The sequence below is a fragment of the Amycolatopsis benzoatilytica AK 16/65 genome (genome assembly GCF_000383915.1).
Classification (GTDB): domain Bacteria; phylum Actinomycetota; class Actinomycetes; order Mycobacteriales; family Pseudonocardiaceae; genus Amycolatopsis; species Amycolatopsis benzoatilytica.
Map to the genome: position 1 here is coordinate 6,987,284 of NZ_KB912942.1, position 17,705 is coordinate 7,004,988.

Below are 17,705 nucleotides of genomic sequence, written 5' to 3' on the forward strand. Positions count from 1 at the left end.
CGCGGGGGAAGCGCGGGCAGGAAGTCCGCTAGTTCTTCGTGGTGGCGCGTGGTACGACTTTCAAGGCCGAGCCGAACAGCTGATGGATCTCATCGAGCTGTGTCCGCGCTCGGGATGCCGCCGCCTCGCGGTGCGCTTGGTCGGCGTCGTGGTGTATCGCTAGTTCCGCTCGCGCCGCTTCAGCGACCGCAGCGGGTGTCATGGCGTCGAACGACTCGGCGGCACCGGGGATGTTGGTGGCGAATCGCCACAGCAGGCTCAACGCGGGCAAGGCCGGTTCGACCATCCTGGCGATCTGCTCCGACAGCCCGATGGCGGCCGTGAGGAAGTCGACGCGGGCGCTGAGGGGTCCGATGACCCGGCGAGGCAGGGGCCACGTCGACACCGCGAGCAGCCCGCGGGCCGCCACCAGCCGATCCGCGGTCAACGCGCTGCACAGGTAGTACGGGCGGGCATGCGGCGATGATCGGAATGAGCGCTCCTCGTCCCGCCGCAGGCTGGTCAGCTGCGCGCTGGCCATTTCACCGGCGAAGAACGCGCTGTGCACGGTGACGATCAACTTTGGCGCGGACGGCACACCAAGCAGGGTTAGCGCTTGATGGACCTGGTCCCGGATCGGTAGCAGTGCTCCCGATGTCCTGGCCTGTTCGGGCTCGTGTTCGGGCGCAGTCAAGGCCGCCAGGGCTTCATCCCACGCACGCTCCGCCCGGCGCAGTTCGGCCCGCAGCTCACGTGCTCGCGCCGGATCACCGGACATCGCCGCGCGCCGCACCTCAGTCCGCAGACCGTCGATGTGACGCTCGAGTTCCTCCAGGGGCTCCGCCATGAACGAGACTGTACCAGAGTTCCAGCATTCTCCAGCAACTACCAGTCTTGTCGGCGTTTCCGCAGCTCACTTTGCTTGGGTCGAGTGTTGGTGGGGTGGACGCCGGTCGGCGTGGCCGGGCCTCTGGGGATCGGACCGGCTGACATACTGCCGTGGTGAACGTCCCCGAGGTGCCGAAGTGGGCCATGCCGTGGCTGCCGCCGACCGGAACGGTCACCCTGGCGGCGCTGCGCGCGCTCGACCGGCCGCTGCTGGCCTGGCCGAGCGGCGAGTTCGACGCCGAGGAGTACTACGAGGGCTTCCCGGCCAGCGAGATCAGCGCCCTGGAACGCGACGTCCGCAAGCTCGGCACGCGCCCAACGTGGCGGATGGAGCGCGTGTGGTTCCCCGACGACGAAGCGTCGGCGGAGGAGACCGCCGCGTACGAGGCGGCGTGCCGGGACATCGCCGGCCGCTTGATCGTGCCAAGGTGCCTGGACGCCTACGTCATGCAGGCGTACGCGGCGGCCGGGCTCGGCGATGGTGAAGACCCCGACGAGGCAGACCTCGACGACGAGGACCTTGACGAGGCGCTGGAGTGGGCAGAGGCCGGTGTCTGCGTGCTGCAGCAGAGCCTTCCGTGGCCGTTCACGGACTGCTTGCCGTATAGCGAACTGGACAACCGCCCCGCGCACCGGATCCTCTACGCCTATGCCAACCTGCTGAGCCGTCGGCATCCCTGCAAGGCCGCCCCGTTCTTCCGCGCGATGGTCTACTACAACCCGCCCGACAACATGGGCGCCCGCTTCACCGCCCCCGGCGGTCGGCGAAGCTGACAACCAGCACGTCACACCCCGGATGAGGCCGTGGCCGCTGGCGTGATTGGCAAGAGGACGCGACTTCAGGCCGCCCAGCGTCGCTGAAGCCATCGCAGAGTGGCCTGGCCGGAGCGGGCCTGCTGTTGCCGCAGACCAGGGGCATGGGTAATCGGCGGCTGACGGCCCGCGAGCGCCCAGTAACCCGCGAGAGCGACCAGGAAGCCGTCGACCGCGTCCGGATCGGCCTCCTGGCCGAGCGGGTGTCCGGTGAACAGGTGCTCAGCGTCAATGTCGCCGAGTTCGGACTCCAGCATCAGACACACCAAGTCGACCCAGGCCGGGCCGGTGCAGGCCCGGCCCCAGTCGACGAAGCTGACCGATCCTGCGGGGCTGATGAGGCAATTGTCGGCACGCAGGTCGAAATGCAGCAGCGTCGTGCCGTCAACGTGGTCCTGCCAGGTGTCCTCCAGACGCGCCAGCCGGGCGAGGTGGTCGCGTTCCCAGTCGCCGAGGTCGTCCAGGGTCACGCCGTCGATCTCGCCACCGGTGGCCAACGACCGCCAGGTTCGGCACCTCCCCGCCATGCGGTCGGCCACGGTGCTGGCATCGAGGATCGGCGAGGGCGTCAACTGCTCGACACAGAAGGACAACGTGTTCAGGACAGCAGTCAGCTGCGCTGGATGCCAGGGCTCCTGGGCCGTGTGCCCCGGAGCGACATCGAAGCACAACATCAGCCAGCCGGCGCGCTCGGCGGCAAATCGCAGGCGCGGCGCCGGCGCACGTTCGGGAAGGCCCCCAGCGATGATCGCCTCACGGCGGTAGTCGGCCGCCCCTGGGCCATCAACGGGGGTGGCCTTGATGAAGGCTTCCGTCCCGTCCGCGCACACCACGATCCCGGCAAGGCCAGGGGTGAATCCGCCCGGCCGACCCCGGAAGTCCCGCACTCGGCTACCCAGTCGCCGATCGGCCTCCTGACGCAGCTCGGCCGGCACTTCGGGCCAAGAACGCCGCCGAGTGGCCGTGCCGCTCATCATCTGCTCCTCTGTCGTGGGATCGATCGGCCACTGTGCCGGGCCAGCAACCTCGCCGCCAACGAAACGCTTGCCCTCAGCGCAAGTCCAGGCGGACACAGTAGGAGCCCCCGTCTTGGTGGACACTGCGCAAAATCCACCGTGTGCCGGAGACGATCTCCGCGAGTTCGTCCAGCGCGTGGCAGCTGTAGTCGAACCAGTCCGTGGCGAGCGCTCCGTCGCGCACCCGCATCCGGATCAACCCAGCGGGACGACCCCGGCTGCGGTTCCACGCGTGATACGCCCGGTGCGTCGGGTTATCGGTGGCGTAGGGGTCGATTCCCGACCCGATCAACCGAGCCTGCGGCGTCACGATCTCCGCGAGCCGGTTCAAGATGCCCTTCGCTCGGTCGGGGTCGTCGAGCAGCCCGAGGTTGTTGCCGCCCAACAGGATCGTAGAGAACACCCCTACGGTCGCGGGAATGTCGCTGATCGAGCCCTGGATGGCGCGCACCCCGCGGTCGCGAGCGACCTCGATCGCGCCACCGGACGTGTCGAGTCCGACGACCTCGCACCCCGCCTGCTGAAGCGGGATGGCGTGCCGACCGGCTCCGCAGCCGATATCCAGCACTAGGCCCACGGCCTGTTTGCACCCCCACCGTTCTGCAGGCGACCAGTCCGCCGACTCGGCGAAGTAGCCGACGGCGTCCATGACCCCGATGTACCCATCGTCGCGTTCGGTCACCTGGTAGGCCACGCCACGGCGTCCGCCCGCTGCCCAGCAGCGGGCCAGGACTTGGCCGAATGCGTCCCCGATGGCCGGCGCGGGGTTGGACGAGGTCATATCCTCATGATCGCGCGAGGAGGAACGGCGCCGCATCTGAATTCCGGCAGGTCATCCGCTCCCGCCGCCGGACAGTCCATGACCGCGGCTGATCTCGGCGAGGAGCGCGTCCCGATTGGACAGGATGAAGTCGAGCAGCACTGCGGGTTTCAACGCCACTCGTGTCAAGCCTTCGCCGAGAAGGGACACGGGGTCAGGATCGAAACGGCCCCGGCCAGGGTCGTTGAACTCCGGACCATGACGTGCGGACACGTCCATAGTCAGCAGGCGGCAAACATATACGTACTGCACGGTCAACATCGCGTTGTTCACGGTGCTGAACAGGAATACGCGGGAGAAACGATCGGCCCGCGCGCCCAACTCTTCGGCGAGCTCACGGCGCAGCGCGTCTTCCAGGCTGGCATCATCGGGCTCCACCGTGCCACCGGGTGCCGTCCAGTACACCTCCCGATCGGGCCGTGCCCGCCTGAGCAGCACGACCCGCGCGTCGCTGTCGATCAAGATCGCCCGCACTGCACGCCGCACCATGACAGGCATCTCAACTCCTCAAGTGTCCTGAATGGATAGACAGGTCTCACGGGCATGATCGAAAATGACAATGGGTTCGCCGTGGCGACTCGTTCAGCCTCGGCGCCGAGGCTGAAAAAGCAGCCGGACGAGGCGACCGTCCAGGAATACCGCGATCGAGGACAACAGGTCGGCCTTGACGTCACGTGCGCGCAGCAGGGCCGCACCATCATCGCGAAGAAGCCAGTCCTCCAGCAGAGCCGGTAGCGCGAACCGGAGTTGGAAGGTGCGAGAGTCGTCGGCAGGCATGATCACCCAGTCGCCAGTGACCTCGCGCCGTGTGGCGAACTCGATGTTCACCCTGACGTCGGGTCCGTGACGGGCGACGTAGGCCGAAAGCGCTGCGGGATCGTCGGGGCTCAGGGCCAGCACGAACGGAGCTGTGGGGAAGCCCAATAGCAGATTCCCGCTGACTTGTTCGACAAGATTGGCCGCGATGCGGGCGAGTGGTTCGGCAGGTAGTTGTAGTGGCTCGCGCTGTGCCGCGTTCAGATGGGACGCTCGACGCGCTCGCCGAGCAGGCGTGCGGAGATCGAGGTCGGAGTCCGGGCCTTGAGGTTCGTCGGCAGTCCAGGTACCGAGCGCCAACCTCAGCGCGGTGCGGACCTGCCCGGTGGGAAACGGCGAGACGCGGACTTCTTGGGCCAGTTCGTACAGCTGGTGTGCAGTGTGGTTCGCCGCCTCCAGGAGCCCGGTGAACGCGGGACTCGACAGGTCGACCAGGGAAATCTGCTGGGCGAGGGCGTACTGCTGTGCTGGCCTGCTGAACCCGTTGGCGGAGAACAAGGTGTATCGGTAGTGGTAGCGCCGCACCGGTATCGCGCGGGCACCGGCCGACGCTGTCGCGTACTGTTCATTGACGTCGTGTACCACTCCGTGCGCGTTGCGGACGTCCCGGAGGTTTGCTTTGGCCTCGCGATATTTCGCCTCGACGAAGATCCGCAACGGGAGCGAGAACGGCACGGGCAGCGTGAGTTCACCAAGCACGTCGGCTTGGTGGTCCGCGCCGCGGCCACGCACCAGCAATCCGTGCGCACCGCGTGTCAACGCCTCGGGGTCCTGCAGTTCGGATACCAACAGGCGGTAGCCGTTGGCGTACAGGAGCCGCGCCAGCACCTCCTCCAGGACGTAGCCACGAAGTGACTCGAGACTGACCACTGCCGCACGTCCTCCCGCCGGTGGATGGATTCGTTGTCCCGACTCAACCGTCGACGCGCGAGGGGACCGTCGTTGTCGGACAAGACCTCATCGTTCGGCCAGTCACAGCTCATCCAATACCGGCAGAGCGTCGATGATCTTCACGGACTCCAAGCTGACCGTCACGATCCGCTTGAGCAGATCCAGGATGTAACGGGGATCGTCGGACCATTCGTTGGGGTCGTTGACGATGCCGCTGGCCTTGTCGGTCTTAACCTGATAGCGCTCCATAATCCACTCGATGGCCGAGCGCGCGCCGAGTGTGTAGCTGTACGCCTCCTCTGGGATGCCGGACAACACAATGTTGCTGTTGAACACGATTCGGCTGCGGTCCTTGGCTGCTCCTTTGCCCCTGCCAAAGGCCATCTGCTGCACGCGGTACAACGACTCCTCCGGCAGTCCGGGAGCAGCTGTAGTTGTCTCCTCAAGCTGGTATGGGGCGACGGCTTCGTACCCGACATGGAGGGTCACTAGTTCACGGCCAGCCTCGGTGAACTCCTTGAACTCCTTCACCTTGGGGATACGCGGCAACATCTTCTTCAGATCTGCGGCGAACTCGGTCCGATAGTTGGGCGAGTGCAGGAGCCCGTATACGTAGTAGAAGATGTCGTCCTTACTGATGCCCGATCCGTAGGTCTTCCGGTAGTCCGAGAGGATGTCATCAGTGATGTTGTCGACACGCGTGTACTCCTCGCCGTTCCCGTCGCTCAATAGGTCGAACTGGCCACCGTCTACCTCAACCTTCTCGTAGGTGTAGCGGGGAAAAAAGCGACCGGTGCCTGATCCCCAGAACGCGAGATCAGGTACCAAATCTGTAGCGAGGACCGAAAAGGGTTTGTCCGATCCCGTGCCTGTCACGTAGAATCCGACGTTCTCCAGTTCTGGGTTCGGGAACATCCTGGGCAGCTGGTAGGTCATATCGTTCAGCAGCGAATTGAAGTACACCCGTTGCTTCGTGAACGGTCGGTAGGCGGCCGTGAAGACCCGCTCACTGTCGAAGGTGTACTTCTGGCCCTTCGCGATGCGAGTCTTGTCAGCGCGGTTCCAGCTGATCTTCCTCGGATCGAGGTCGATGAACTGCTCCACGTCCGTCGCAGCCGATACCGCGATTCCCTCCCGTTGGCGGTGCTCCTGGAATCTATCCACCTGACCGTTGTAGAAGTCGATCATCCGCTGCATGTTGGCGTTGAGCTTCTGCTCGGAGAAGTTGTAGACCCACGCGTCGCGGGCTGAGTTCAGTCCGCTGGAGTGCATGGCGAACACAGCTTGTTCCCTGAGTGCCTTGTCCTTGTGCGCCAGCGGACGGAAGGTGGCGAAGCGCTCGTCGCGTTGGTTGATCCAGTCACCCTCGGGACTGGGAACGATCCGCTGCCACTTGACGGCGTCGAGATCCTGGCTGGCGATGGTATCGAGCTTCTGTTCGCGGGTGAGGTAGTCGCCGATGTCACGGTAGAACAACTCGCAACCGGTTCCGGTCGTTGCGGTCCGGGTGCCGCCTTTGACAAGGAGCAGGATGGCGACAGTGCTTCGGCTGCCCGAGCCGAAGACCTTGCCCCCTTCCTTCCGGGACTGCTCGCCTGCCGTGCGCTGGTTGCCCCGCAGGTTGTAGCAGTAGATCGCGTCGAACTCCTCGGCAAGCGACTTGCGCAGTCCATCGGTGCTGGTGCCGTCGATGTACCCGCCGTTGGAAACGAAGCACACTACGCCCGTCTTGATACGGTCAGAAGCCCAGCGGATGGCGCGAATGTATGAGTCGTAGAGCTTATTCTTATTGACCACGGCCGACTTAGCCACGTACGTGTCTGCGATTCGACGGTCCAGGGCGTAGTACTTCTGGTTCTGGTTATTGTCGTTGACGCTGTCCTGGCCGACTGAATAGGGCGGGTTGCCGATGACGACGCGGATATCTTGGGCCTTCTGTCGCTTCACCCTCTTGTTGTTCTCGGGGAACATCTCCGCGTCGAGCGACTGGGCGTCCTCGGCCAGCTGGAAGGTGTCCGTAAGCACGATGCCATCGAACGGTGTGTAGCCGTTCTGGTGGAGTTGGTGGAAGGCGGCTTCGATGTTGACTGCGGCAATGTAGTAAGCGAGGAGCAGGATCTCGTTGGCGTGCAACTCGCGGGTGTACTTCCGCAGCAGGTCTTCGGGCTTGATCAACCCTGACTGGAGAAGCCGGACGATGAACGTGCCGGTGCCGGTGAACGGGTCGATGATCTGCACGCCCGGCGCGGACAGCGAGGTACCGAGGTGGCGTTCCAGGGCCTGGTTGGTGGCGCGGAGGATGAAGTCCACGATCGGGATAGGCGTGTAGACGATCCCGAAGGCGTCGGCGGCCTTGGGCAACGCGGTCTTGAAGAACTTCTCGTACAGCTCGGTGATGACCTTCTGCCGGCCCTCGTGGTTGTCGATGCCTTCTGCGCGCACACGGACCGAGGCGTAGAACGACTCCAGGGTCTCGACCTCCTTGCCCAGGGCCTGGTCGCCGAGGATGTCGAGCATCTTCTGCATCGTCTGCGAGACGGGGTTCTTGGTGGAGAAGTCGTAGCCGGCGAACAGCGCGTCGAACACTGGTTTGGTGATCAGGTGCTGGGCGAGCATGTCGATGGCATCCGCCTTGCTGACGCCGGGGTTGATGTTGGAGCGCAGCTCGTTGAGGAACTTCTCGAACGCTGCCCGCTTGCCCGAGGCCGGGTCGTCCACGAGTGCGGTGATGCGGGCGACGTGCCGTTCGGCGATGGCCGCGACGTCCTTGGCCCAGTTCTCCCAGTAGGCGCGTTCGCCGACCTTGGTGACGATCTTGGCGTAGATCGCGTCGCGCCAGATCTCGACGGGGAGGTCCAGCGTGGCCTGCACACCGGCGGCGGCGCTGCCGGCATCGTTGGTTGAGCCGTCGCCGCCATCGCCGTCGAAGCCGACCGTGCCGATCATGATGTTGTTGGGCTTGCGCTTGTTCAGTTCGATCTTGTTGACGGTGGCGTTGAACCGGTCGTCGTGTGCCCGCAGCGCCTGGAGGACTTGCCAGACCACCTTATAGCGCTTGTTGTCCGACAACGCCTTGTCCGGTGCGACATCGGTGGGGACGCCGACGGGCAGGATGATGTAGCCGTAGTCCTTGCCCTCGGCTTTGCGCATGACCCGCCCAACGGACTGGACGACGTCGACGACGGAGTTGCGCGGGTTGAGGAACAGCACGGCGTCCAGATCAGGGACGTCGACACCTTCTGACAGGCAGCGTGCGTTGGACAGGATGCGGCAGCTGTTGGCCTCGGCGTCGGCCTTGAGCCAGTCGAGTTCGACGTTGCGCTGCAGCGCGTTGTAGCTGCCATCGACGTGCCGGACTTCGCAGCGCAGGGTGGCCTCGTCGGCGGCGTCATAAGCGCCGATCACCTCGGCGAAGCTGTCGGTGAGCTTCTTGGACTCCTTGATACTGCGGGAGAACGCAACCGCGCGGCGCATCGGCGGCGACCCGGGCGCGAAGCCCTCGCCATCGGGCGTGCGGCCGGAGCGCTTGGACAGGCCGTTCCAGCAACCCACGATCTTCACCGCGTCGTCGAGGTTGATCTCGTTGTTCTCGTCGGCCACCTGGGATTGCAACGACGTGGCGATGTACTTCTCGTCAACGGTGAGGATGAGGACCTTGTAGTCGGTGAGCAGGCCCTCGGCCACGGCCTTGCCGAACCCGAGGCGATGGAACTCCGGGCCATAGAGGGCCTCGTCGTCCATCGAGCACAGCTCGGCAGAGTTCTGCTGGGCGGAGGTCTTGGTGTTGTCATCGAACAGGCGCGGTGTCGCGGTCATGTAGAGCCGCTTCGTCGCCTTGATGACGGTGTTGTCGTGCACTTTGACGAACTGGGACTCGTCCTGACCGGCCAGGGTCACACCGGTCGTACGGTGCGCCTCGTCGCAGATCACCAGGTCGAAGTCAGGAAAGCCAGCCTGCTGCGCGGCCGAGACGGTGGTGATCGACTGGTAGGTGGAAAAGATCACGGTCAGCGGCGTGGCGCCATCCGTCCGAGCGACCTGCGCAACCAGCTTGGCGGTGTCGGTGGTCGCCGGGAACGCGAGGTCGTGGACGCCGATGTCCTCGGACTCGGACCGCTTGCCGACCTTGGTGTCCGAGCACACCGCGAAGGTCCGCATCGGCGTCTGCGTTTGCGCGGTCCACTCCCGCAGCGTCTGGGACAGCAGCGAGATCGACGGGACCAGGAACAGGACGTTGGTCGGCTGGCCGTCCCGCTCGGCCGCGAGGCGTTCGGCCACCTTCAGCGAGGTGAACGTCTTACCCGTCCCGCAGGCCATGATCAGCTTGCCCCGGTCGTGGGCCGCGAAGCCGTCGAACACGGCGTCGACGGCCTCCTGCTGGTGGGGCCGCAGCGTCTTCTTGTGTTCGAGCCGCAGCTCGATGTCGATGCCGGGCCGAGGCCAGGCGAGGTCCCATCGGATCGGGCTCTGCCCGATGTCAGCAAGCCCCACCCGTGAGACCGGGATGCGCTGATCGTCCAGGGCGTCCTCGGCGTGCTGGCCCCACTTGTCGGTGGTGGAGATGATGATCCGGCTGGTGAATGGCGCCTTGCCCGACGCGGTGAAGAAGGAGTCGATGTCGGACTTTTGCACGTAGTGATCTGGCTCGTAGAACTTGCACTGGATCGCGCAAAAGCCGCCGGTCTCGCGTTCCTCGGCGACGATGTCGATCCCGGTGTCCGGTTTGCCGGCGCGGCCCGGCCAGTCCGCCCACATCCACACCTCGGAGAACTTCTCCGCATACAACGGGTCCAGCTTCAGATACTGGACCATCAACCGCTCGAACTTGTCGCCCCGTTCTCGGTTGGACACCGGGAGGGCACGGAAGGCTTCCAGGATGTCGTGAACCGTGGTGGCCAACTGGCGATCTCCCCCTGCTCGTCGTCCGGCGCCACTCCAGCCCGGAGCGGGTTATGGAAAGACCAACTTTAGCGGGCAGCACCTTCTCGAGTGCGCAGCACACCACGTCCTCCGGGCTTGAGTATCCCGCCACCCGGCGCGAACGTCCGCCACTATGGCTGACCAGCGCCGGAGCGTCCTCCGGCCTTGGCGTTGCTCGTCGTGGGAGACTCCAGCGGTTGGTGGTCTCGCGCGAGGCCACGGATTCCGGGAGGCACGCTGAGGTGACGACCGTGGACGCCGACCCGTACGCCGCGTACACGGAGCAGGCCGAAGACTACGACGTCGGCTGGGCCGAGCTGGACGAGGTGCTGCCCCCGTTCACCGCCGGGCTGCTTGCCGCAGCGGGCCGGCTGTTGGCGACGCTGGCCTACCGGGACGCCCTCGACTACGGCGACCGGCCGTTCAAGCGGCGCTCGCCCAAGGCCCGGCACCGGGTGCTGGCCAAGCTGCCGACCGACTGCGATCGACAGGACCAGGCATTCCGGTTGCGGTTAGCCCGATCGCTGAACGATCTGGCTGGCGACATCGAGGCTGGCCGCGCGCCCCTGCCACGATGCACAGGCGAGCGCCACGCCCTCGAACTGATGATCGACTGCGCGCCCCAGCTGCTGGCCTGTTCCGACGCGGAGCTGCGCCAGCTCGGTATCCCCGTGCCCGACACGAGCGACGAGTACGACTACCACGCCCCGTACTGGGATCCGGTGTGGTCGGAGTTCATCGTCGATGGCGCCGAGGACAGCATCCCGGAGGCCCAGGCCACCGCGGAGGATCAGGACCAGCCTGAGCCTCCACCCGACGGCTGGACCGCACCTCGGTTCTGGTTCTCCCCGTACGGGATCACCACCGTCCGTGACCCCGGCCGCAGGCACCCCGATTGGGTGACGGCATCCCTCGACGGCAGCGAGGTCGTCGAGCCAGAGCCGCAGGAGTTCGCGCGGGCCGCGCGGCTGCTCGGCTTCACCGACCGCGCGGATCCCTGGCAGGCGTACACCGACGAGTACCGCGATGAGGGCAGGTGTCTGGCGGAGGTACTCACCCCGCTGGGCGCGGCGCTGCTGGAGGCCGCGGCCCGCGAGCTGGTGGCCCGCGGCTACGAGGAGGTCGTGGCCTACGGCGACCGGCCATTCGACCGGGATGCCGCCGAGGACGACTACTCGGAGGACGACTCGGACGACGGGTTCCTCGCGTTGCTGCCGCCGGTGTGCGATGGCCAGAACGCCGCGTGGCGGCTGGCGATGGTCCGCGCGGTGAACGACCTCGCCGAGGACCTGCGGGCCGGGCGCGCTCCGCTGCCCCGGTGCAACGCCGAGGAGATAGCACTGCACCTGATCCTGAGCTGGGCCGCCGCGCTGCTCGAGGACCTGGACGACCCGCAGGTCGCCGCCGAGCACGGTGTGCCGACGCGGGAGGCGTTCACGGTGCGGCACCGGCAGTTCGCGCAGATGCGGGAGACCTTCCTGCAAGACGACGACTTCATGATGTTCTACGACGCTGGCATGGCCGAGGTCGCGGGCGACCCCGATCACCTGGCCATGCGGTACCTGCACGTCGGGGACATTCGCCCGCCGTCCTGGTGGTGGACGTTCGGCAACCTGCGGCCCCGCGACGCCGCCCGCGGCTTCGACCCGCGGGTCCTCGAACGCCTGGCTTCCTCACCTGCCCTGCGGTTCACCGGCCCCGAGGGCGTGGGCGAGCCGGAGGGCAGCGACACGATCCCGGTGTTGTCGGCGGGGCTGGTCGAGGAGTTCGAGCTGTTCGTGGGCCTTGCACAGCGCCGCTTCTTCGACCGGCGCTGCGCCGTCGCGATGGCCCGCTCGCTGGCCCGCCTGTTGACCGCGTTCCTCGACGCCCCGGACCTGCACGTCCACCGGGTCTGGATGCTGGGACAGTGCGCCGTCGTCGGTGAGGAGATGCTGATCGTCGACGAGGACTTCAGTATCGACGGACACCGCCACACCTGGCGCCTGCACGCCGACCAGACCGACGGCCAGGCTCGGACGTGGACGTTGCGGCTGCTGGCCGACTGCTCTACGAAGATCCTCCTCCAATATGCCACCGCCGCCCCTGAACTCCTGCTGGACATGGACCACAAGGCGCCACCGCCCGTCGACCAGGCCCTTCCGCAGACACTTGCCGAACGCTCCCGCGCTATGGGCCAGTCCACGACGCTGGCCGGGTTCCTGCGGTACCGCCGACGCATCCTCGGCGTGGACGTCGGCGACGTCGCCGAGGCCGCGATCCTGCCCAGCGCGGTGGTCGCGGGTTGGGAGGCAGGCGGCCCGGCCGCCCCATCCCAGCTGATTCGCTGCGCACCCGTCCTGCAGCTACCCGAGGCCGTCCTGCTCACTGCGGCCGACGGTCGCCGGGATCCCGGATACTGGCCCTTGCCCGCCATCCGGGCCACCGCGCACGGCTCGGAGGGCGCGGAATAGTGGACATCCGGCCATGTCGAGAGGCGGACCTGGAACTGCTCGAAGCCCATATGCCCTCGCCCGGCCGGACCCGGCGACATGCGATGCGTTTCGACCGCCAGCAAGAGGGTCTCAGCACGCTCCTCGTTGCCTGGTCCGGCGAGATTCCCGTTGGAACAGCGCAGATCTTGTGGCAGGGGATGCGCGGCACCCGAGATCAACCGGTGCTTTCCCGACTGCCCCGAGCTGAACGGCCTCGGGGTGTGGCCGCCGGAACGCCGGTCCCACGGCATCGGAACGGCGATCCTCCGCGCGGCCGAGGCCCATGTCCAGCGCCGCGGGTATCGCCGGATCGGGCTGGGTGTCGACGACGCGAACCACCGGGCGGGAGCGCTCTACCTCCGGCTCGGCTACCAGGAGACCGGCTGCCACTATCTCGACCGCTACCACTACATCGACGAGCACGGAACGCGCCACGAAGTCGCAGACCCCGCCCGGTTTCTGATCAAACAGCTACCGGCAGCACCCACCCGAAGGGGCGGCTCCAGCCGAGTGAGCGCGAGCTGACGCCGAGGTCAGCCAGCCGCGGGCGCCGTGAGTTGGAAGGTCAGTCGGGTCGCCGTCACGTGGTCCCAGTCCACGGTGACCAGGACGCGGGCATGGTTGGCGAGGGCGTCCAGATCCGCTGGCTCGAAGGTATTGCCGGCCGCTCGCCGTTCGGTTCGGATGTCCCCGCTGTCGCGCAACGAGAGAAGGCCCGCGCGGATCTGGTCCGGCGAGTACCGGCATTCCCCGGATAGTCGGTCCATTGTGGTGAGCAGTGGTTCCTGGGCGTGCACGTTGAAATGGCTCAGCAGCGCGGAGACCGCCGGTCCCGCCGCAGCATCGCGCCGGAGCTTCTGGTCTTGGCGCACCCACTCCGCTGGCATCGGCAGCACGTCGGCGGGCGACGGAACCACGGGGGCCAGCCGCCATCGATGCCGGGCGTCCGAGGACACCTCGTGTGTCAGGACACCGAGGTCGACCAGCAACGTCGCCAGGTCCGCCACGGTCACGGGTACGGGGCGATCCGCGGTGGCGAGCACGCTGGTGAACAAGGCGCGACGCCGTTCGTCTAGCTCACGCTGCTCCCGCCGTTCCTCCTCGTCAGCGGGCTCCATGCCGACGAGTGGTTCGAGATCGGTTTCCCAGTCCAACGGGTCGCTGGGGCGCACCGGATCATCGGGTGAAGGGCGGCGCAGCACGGCGTCGAGGTCGCCGTCGAAGTCGTGCGCGGCGGCCAGCGCGACCGCCTCGATGATCTCCTCGCCGTTCCACGGCAGAACGCGAGACCAAGAGGTTTCGGACAGCTCCATGCTCAGCCGCATGTACTCATCCGTGAACAGCCCGCGCAGCTGGTCATGCTTCTGCGCCACTGGAGATCGTCCCCTTCCACGCTCCGCGCGATCGCGGTTCAGGCACGGACGCTAGTCACGGGGTGCTCGGGTTGTAGCCGACACGCGAGCCGCTCCACAGCCGTCACTCGAAGGAGTGACCCGGTGTCCATGGGGACTTCGCCGCAGGCAGGCGGTGTCGACCCGCTTGCTTGTCGAGATCCAGCCGTCTGGTCGCGGTCATGAACGTCGGAGGTGGCTGAGCAGTCGAATCAACAGCGGCCGGTGGTCGGCGAGGTCGAAGATCAGCAACGGCGTGGCCTCGGCCTCTGGCTGCCAGGCCACGGGCGCGGCCAGCCGGTTGTGGAACACGATCCACCACTTGGCCTCGGCGTGGGGCGTTGCCCAGCGGGGTTTGTGCCAGGACAGCCGGCCACTGAAGTGGAATGCGGCGGTGATCAGCCTTGCCTCGCGGCTGTCTGGCGGCAGCGTGGTCGGGTCGAGTTGGCAGCGTGCGGCCAGCTGGGTCGGGTTGAGGGTGAACAGGTCCCCGGCGCGGTGGATGCAGGTGATCACGTCGAAGGCTCGGCCACCGCTGCCCGGACGACACGGTAAGCAGAACTCGTCGCCCGTACCGGCGACGAGGTAGAAGTCGGCCGGGCGGGTGCTACACCAGGCCGGCGGCCGGCGGGCGGCCCGTACCGTGGGTGCGATCATGTCGAGCAACTCCTGGCGTGCCCGTTCGGCAGCGGGGTGTCCGCCTCCCCGTTGCTGGAACCGTTCGACCGCGTGCGGCAGCACGTTGACCTGGTTGAGCAGGTCCCATCCCGTCAATCGGAAGGGATCGGCCTGGCCAGTGTCGCCGTCGCGGCGGTGAGGGCGGGGAAAGGCGATGCAGTTCGTCGCGATCCACTGGGCGTGGCCGTCTCGATCGGCGGCCAACGGCAGCACGAGCATGTCCTCGACCACCACGAAGTATCCCGACGGGCTCCGGCGGCCCGCGACCGGCGCCGGCAGCCGATCCGTGACCTCGCCGTTTTCCGAGACCACAGCGTGCAGCCATGCTCGGGCCTGCTCGCGGCCAGCGAGCCCGAACGCTTCCGCGCAGGCGTCGGCGCACCGGTTGGTCACCACGATCGGCCAATCGCTGATGCCGGTCACCGGCCCGCCTTTCGTCCATGGCCGCCAGCGGGAGCGGGGCCGTTGGTCATACTCCACAGCAGGGCGACAGCACGGGTGTCGATCACGTCGGGCTGGCCGGCCAGCCACGCGCACGTCTGGGTGAGAAACCCATCCGCGGTGAGGACCTGCATCGTTGGCCAGGGGCTGGCCGAGACGCTGACCGCTCCCAGGCGGTTCGGGTGGATGAGCACCACCCCGCACACGTCGCACTGCGGCAGCAGCCTCTGGTAGGCCGCGACCGCATCAGCAAGCCGGACCTGCGAGCCGAGGAACGGCCGCCCCGCCCGCAGCAGAGCGCCGTTCGAGTCGAAGGTGTAGTCGCCAGGCTCCCAGCGTTTGCTGTCGACGAGCGCCAGCCGCCCGCCGCACAGCACCGCGTGATCCACATCGGCCGTGGCCGAGCCCGGCCACACCAGGCTGTGGAAAATCCTGGCACTGGGGATCCGGGTCACGTAGTTCTCCAGTAGCTCGCCGGTCAGCTCCTCGCCGAGCAACCCGGACTCGACCGCCGCCCGCCGCCAGCCCCGCGCCCTGGCCAGCCCGGTGCCGGGGTTGCCGAACACGCGATGATCACGCATGCCCACTGGTGTCGCCCGGTCGGCCTTGCCCGCGACCGCGTAGAGGCGCGCGAACAGCGGCACGCCCGCGTGGAAGACGGCCAGCAGCGCGAAGACCAGTGCCGTCCACCCTGGCGAGCTGGTCGCGTGCTGGCCCGCGTAGACGGCCACCACGACGAAGACCGCCGCGCCCAGCAGGTACATCGCCAGCAGCCAGGTCGGGATCCGTACCCGCGCCACACCCAGCACGACGGCGACGGTCGGCCACAGCAGCCACGGCACCAAGTCGGCGGACGGATGGCGCTGCACGGCCACCAGCACGACCACGAAGCCCACCCATAGGGTGCTCGCGGCCAGGAACAACTCCCGCACGTGGGGAATCCGGGCACTGCGCCACCGGCAGGCCGCGGCCGGGTCCACGTGCTTCCACCACGGCAACCGCTCCGGTTCGACGGGCCAAGAGGACGGAACGTACGTCGACCCCATGCCAGAACCCCGCGATCAGCCGAAACGGCGTTCGTGGTGGCGCGTGACAGAACGTCCCGTCACCGTCGACATGCCGCCGCCGCGCATGACCGCTCCACCCGTTCATCTCGACAAGGCCGACTTCCTTCGTACTGTGTCTGATGGCCGCGATCAAGGCACTGATTAGGACCACGGCGCCGCAATTGCTACGGGTGCGCGAGCTGCTGTTGGTCGCCCACCCATCGACAGGCGAGATTCCCACTCGACCCCGCTCTTTCGAGTGGTGGATCTTCTGGAATTGTCGTGGGCGTGTGCTAAGACACACCGCCATCAGGCCAGGGTGCTTCCACACCGCGACTCAACACTCGATCCCGAGGACGAGAACATGCAGGATGCGCGCGGACGACGCGGGGCGGTGACGACAGCGGCGCTGCGGTCGGCGGTTGCCTGGTCACGCCGCCAGGAGGAGCAGCGTGCGTGGCGTGAGGTCGCCCGGATGACCGGTGTGATCATGCACGCCTTCGGCCCTGGCGCTGGACCGTCGACGCCTGCGGAGCTGGTGGCACTGCTGCACCGGCCCCTGGGTGAGCTGTTGCCAGCGGCTGGTGAGGCGTCCGCGCTGGATACGGTCGTGTTGCTGGATGCCGACGGCACGCTCAGCGATGAGGCGATGGAGATCGCGTGCGACTACACCCAGGCCCTGTTCGACACCGACGCCGACCCGGCGACTGAGTGGCTTCCCCGGTGGGCGTGGCAGCGCGCTGAGCAGGTCGAACGGCAAACGTTCCGTAGCCTGATCCAGGCAGGCAACCAGGCCGTCTACACCAGCTCGCGACGGTTCATCGTGGAGCGCCCAGCCGGCGACCTGCGCTGGCTGGCCGACGAACGGACGACTGCGACGCCCTACGCTGGAGCGCGGCAGGTCGCCGACTACATCGACATCCCTCGAGACCGGCAGTTTCGATTTGGCGCCGGCGAGGACGAGGTCCGCTGGTGGCCGTGTCCGGTGTGCCGGTGGCCGATGCGAGTCCGTCCCCCCATCGTCAAGTGCAGCTACGGTCCCCACGAGGCACGATTCCGCCTGGTCGATCGCGACGGCAGCCCACCTGAGTTGGTCAAGACCTCAACCACTCGGCTCAGGACGCCGCAACCTCAGACGGTTGCCGGGGCGCGGTGTGTGGACCCGGCGGTGTGGCGATTCGTCACGGTGCCGGGGATTCCCGAAATCGCGCTGGAACGGCTGCGACAGCGGTTCCCTGGTCTCGTGGTCCAGTTGTGGCCGATCAAGGACACCTTCGACGCCGTGATCAGCGCGCCGGACGGCCGGACCTGGACGGTGGACGTGAAAGACCACACCGACGCCCGCGGAATCGTCGATGACCCGCCCGCAGCGCAGCACGTCGTGGTGCCGTCCTATCGCAAGGGCCAGGTCAACCAGTTGAAGCGGCTCCTGCCGGAAAAGTCGGTGTGGACCGTGGACAGCTTCGTCCGGCACGTCAGCGACCACATGCGGGGAAGTGCGGCCCAATGAGCCCGCGACGGAGTCAGCGCGG

At 67.0% G+C, this 17,705-nt stretch carries 13 protein-coding genes; 4 read left to right on the forward strand and 9 right to left on the reverse strand.

Annotation, left to right across the window (positions count from 1 at the left end; translation table 11 throughout):
• Positions 1-28: 28 nt before the first annotated feature.
• Positions 29-826, reverse strand: coding sequence for a hypothetical protein (locus AMYBE_RS0132550; protein WP_020663583.1), 798 nt, complete (start codon positions 824-826; stop codon positions 29-31).
• Between the two features lie 155 nt (positions 827-981).
• Here AMYBE_RS0132550 and AMYBE_RS0132555 point away from each other — a divergent pair, with 155 nt between their 5' ends.
• The gene (locus AMYBE_RS0132555; RefSeq protein ID WP_154676369.1) at positions 982-1,641 is read left to right on the forward strand and encodes a hypothetical protein; all 660 of its coding nucleotides are present in this window, start codon (positions 982-984) and stop codon (positions 1,639-1,641) included.
• 65 nt (positions 1,642-1,706) lie between these two features.
• Here the strand turns inward: AMYBE_RS0132555 and AMYBE_RS0132560 are convergent, their stop codons facing one another.
• The 5 genes from AMYBE_RS0132560 to AMYBE_RS0132580 form a co-directional block, all read right to left on the reverse strand.
• Positions 1,707-2,654, reverse strand: coding sequence for a phosphotransferase (locus AMYBE_RS0132560; RefSeq protein WP_034289529.1), 948 nt, complete (start codon positions 2,652-2,654; stop codon positions 1,707-1,709).
• Between the two features lie 76 nt (positions 2,655-2,730).
• Positions 2,731-3,390: a class I SAM-dependent methyltransferase gene (locus AMYBE_RS0132565; protein ID WP_245573287.1), complete on the reverse strand. Its 660-nt coding sequence runs from the start codon at positions 3,388-3,390 to the stop codon at positions 2,731-2,733.
• A gap of 138 nt (positions 3,391-3,528) precedes the next feature.
• Positions 3,529-4,014 (reverse strand): NUDIX domain-containing protein, encoded by a 486-nt coding sequence (locus AMYBE_RS0132570; RefSeq protein WP_034287448.1) that lies wholly within the window; start codon positions 4,012-4,014, stop codon positions 3,529-3,531.
• A gap of 84 nt (positions 4,015-4,098) precedes the next feature.
• The gene (locus AMYBE_RS0132575) at positions 4,099-5,202 is read right to left on the reverse strand and encodes a PDDEXK family nuclease (RefSeq protein ID WP_020663588.1); all 1,104 of its coding nucleotides are present in this window, start codon (positions 5,200-5,202) and stop codon (positions 4,099-4,101) included.
• A gap of 102 nt (positions 5,203-5,304) precedes the next feature.
• Positions 5,305-10,122 carry a DEAD/DEAH box helicase gene (locus AMYBE_RS0132580; RefSeq protein WP_020663589.1) on the reverse strand — a complete coding sequence of 1,606 codons (4,818 nt, stop codon included), beginning with the start codon at positions 10,120-10,122 and terminating at the stop codon, positions 5,305-5,307.
• 263 nt (positions 10,123-10,385) lie between these two features.
• Between AMYBE_RS0132580 and AMYBE_RS43540 the strand changes: the two genes are divergently transcribed.
• Complete coding sequence (locus tag AMYBE_RS43540; protein WP_020663590.1) at positions 10,386-12,596, forward strand: hypothetical protein; 2,211 nt, start codon at positions 10,386-10,388, stop codon at positions 12,594-12,596.
• 78 nt (positions 12,597-12,674) lie between these two features.
• Positions 12,675-13,142: a GNAT family N-acetyltransferase gene (locus tag AMYBE_RS45910; protein ID WP_281172119.1), complete on the forward strand. Its 468-nt coding sequence runs from the start codon at positions 12,675-12,677 to the stop codon at positions 13,140-13,142.
• Positions 13,143-13,150: 8 nt separating this feature from the next.
• On the opposite strand, the gene AMYBE_RS0132595 is transcribed toward AMYBE_RS45910, so the two are convergent.
• The 3 genes from AMYBE_RS0132595 to AMYBE_RS43545 all read right to left on the reverse strand — a co-directional run bounded on the left by AMYBE_RS0132595 (position 13,151) and on the right by AMYBE_RS43545 (position 16,173).
• Positions 13,151-13,990, reverse strand: coding sequence for a DUF6042 family protein (locus tag AMYBE_RS0132595; protein WP_020663592.1), 840 nt, complete (start codon positions 13,988-13,990; stop codon positions 13,151-13,153).
• A 198-nt stretch (positions 13,991-14,188) separates the two neighbouring features.
• Positions 14,189-15,109 carry a hypothetical protein gene (locus AMYBE_RS0132600; protein WP_020663593.1) on the reverse strand — a complete coding sequence of 307 codons (921 nt, stop codon included), beginning with the start codon at positions 15,107-15,109 and terminating at the stop codon, positions 14,189-14,191.
• Entirely contained in the window at positions 15,106-16,173 is a 1,068-nt protein-coding gene (locus AMYBE_RS43545; RefSeq protein WP_020663594.1) for a nuclease-related domain-containing protein, read from the reverse strand. Before AMYBE_RS43545 ends, AMYBE_RS0132600 begins: the two co-directional genes overlap by 4 nt.
• 259 nt (positions 16,174-16,432) lie before the next feature.
• Here AMYBE_RS43545 and AMYBE_RS42765 point away from each other — a divergent pair, with 259 nt between their 5' ends.
• Complete coding sequence (locus tag AMYBE_RS42765; RefSeq protein ID WP_245573289.1) at positions 16,433-17,683, forward strand: pPIWI_RE_Y domain-containing protein; 1,251 nt, start codon at positions 16,433-16,435, stop codon at positions 17,681-17,683.
• Positions 17,684-17,705 lie beyond the last annotated feature (22 nt).

Bases quoted from the DNA above. Each gene is read 5' to 3' on its own strand.
- AMYBE_RS0132550 (WP_020663583.1), bottom strand. From the start codon at position 826: ATGGCGGAGCCCCTGGAGGAACTCGAGCGTCACATCGACGGTCTGCGG.
- AMYBE_RS0132560 (WP_034289529.1), bottom strand. From the start codon at position 2,654: ATGAGCGGCACGGCCACTCGGCGGCGTTCTTGGCCCGAAGTGCCGGCC.
- AMYBE_RS0132570 (WP_034287448.1), bottom strand. From the start codon at position 4,014: ATGCCTGTCATGGTGCGGCGTGCAGTGCGGGCGATCTTGATCGACAGC.
- AMYBE_RS45910 (WP_281172119.1), top strand. From the start codon at position 12,675: ATGCGATGCGTTTCGACCGCCAGCAAGAGGGTCTCAGCACGCTCCTCG.
- AMYBE_RS43545 (WP_020663594.1), bottom strand. From the start codon at position 16,173: ATGGGGTCGACGTACGTTCCGTCCTCTTGGCCCGTCGAACCGGAGCGG.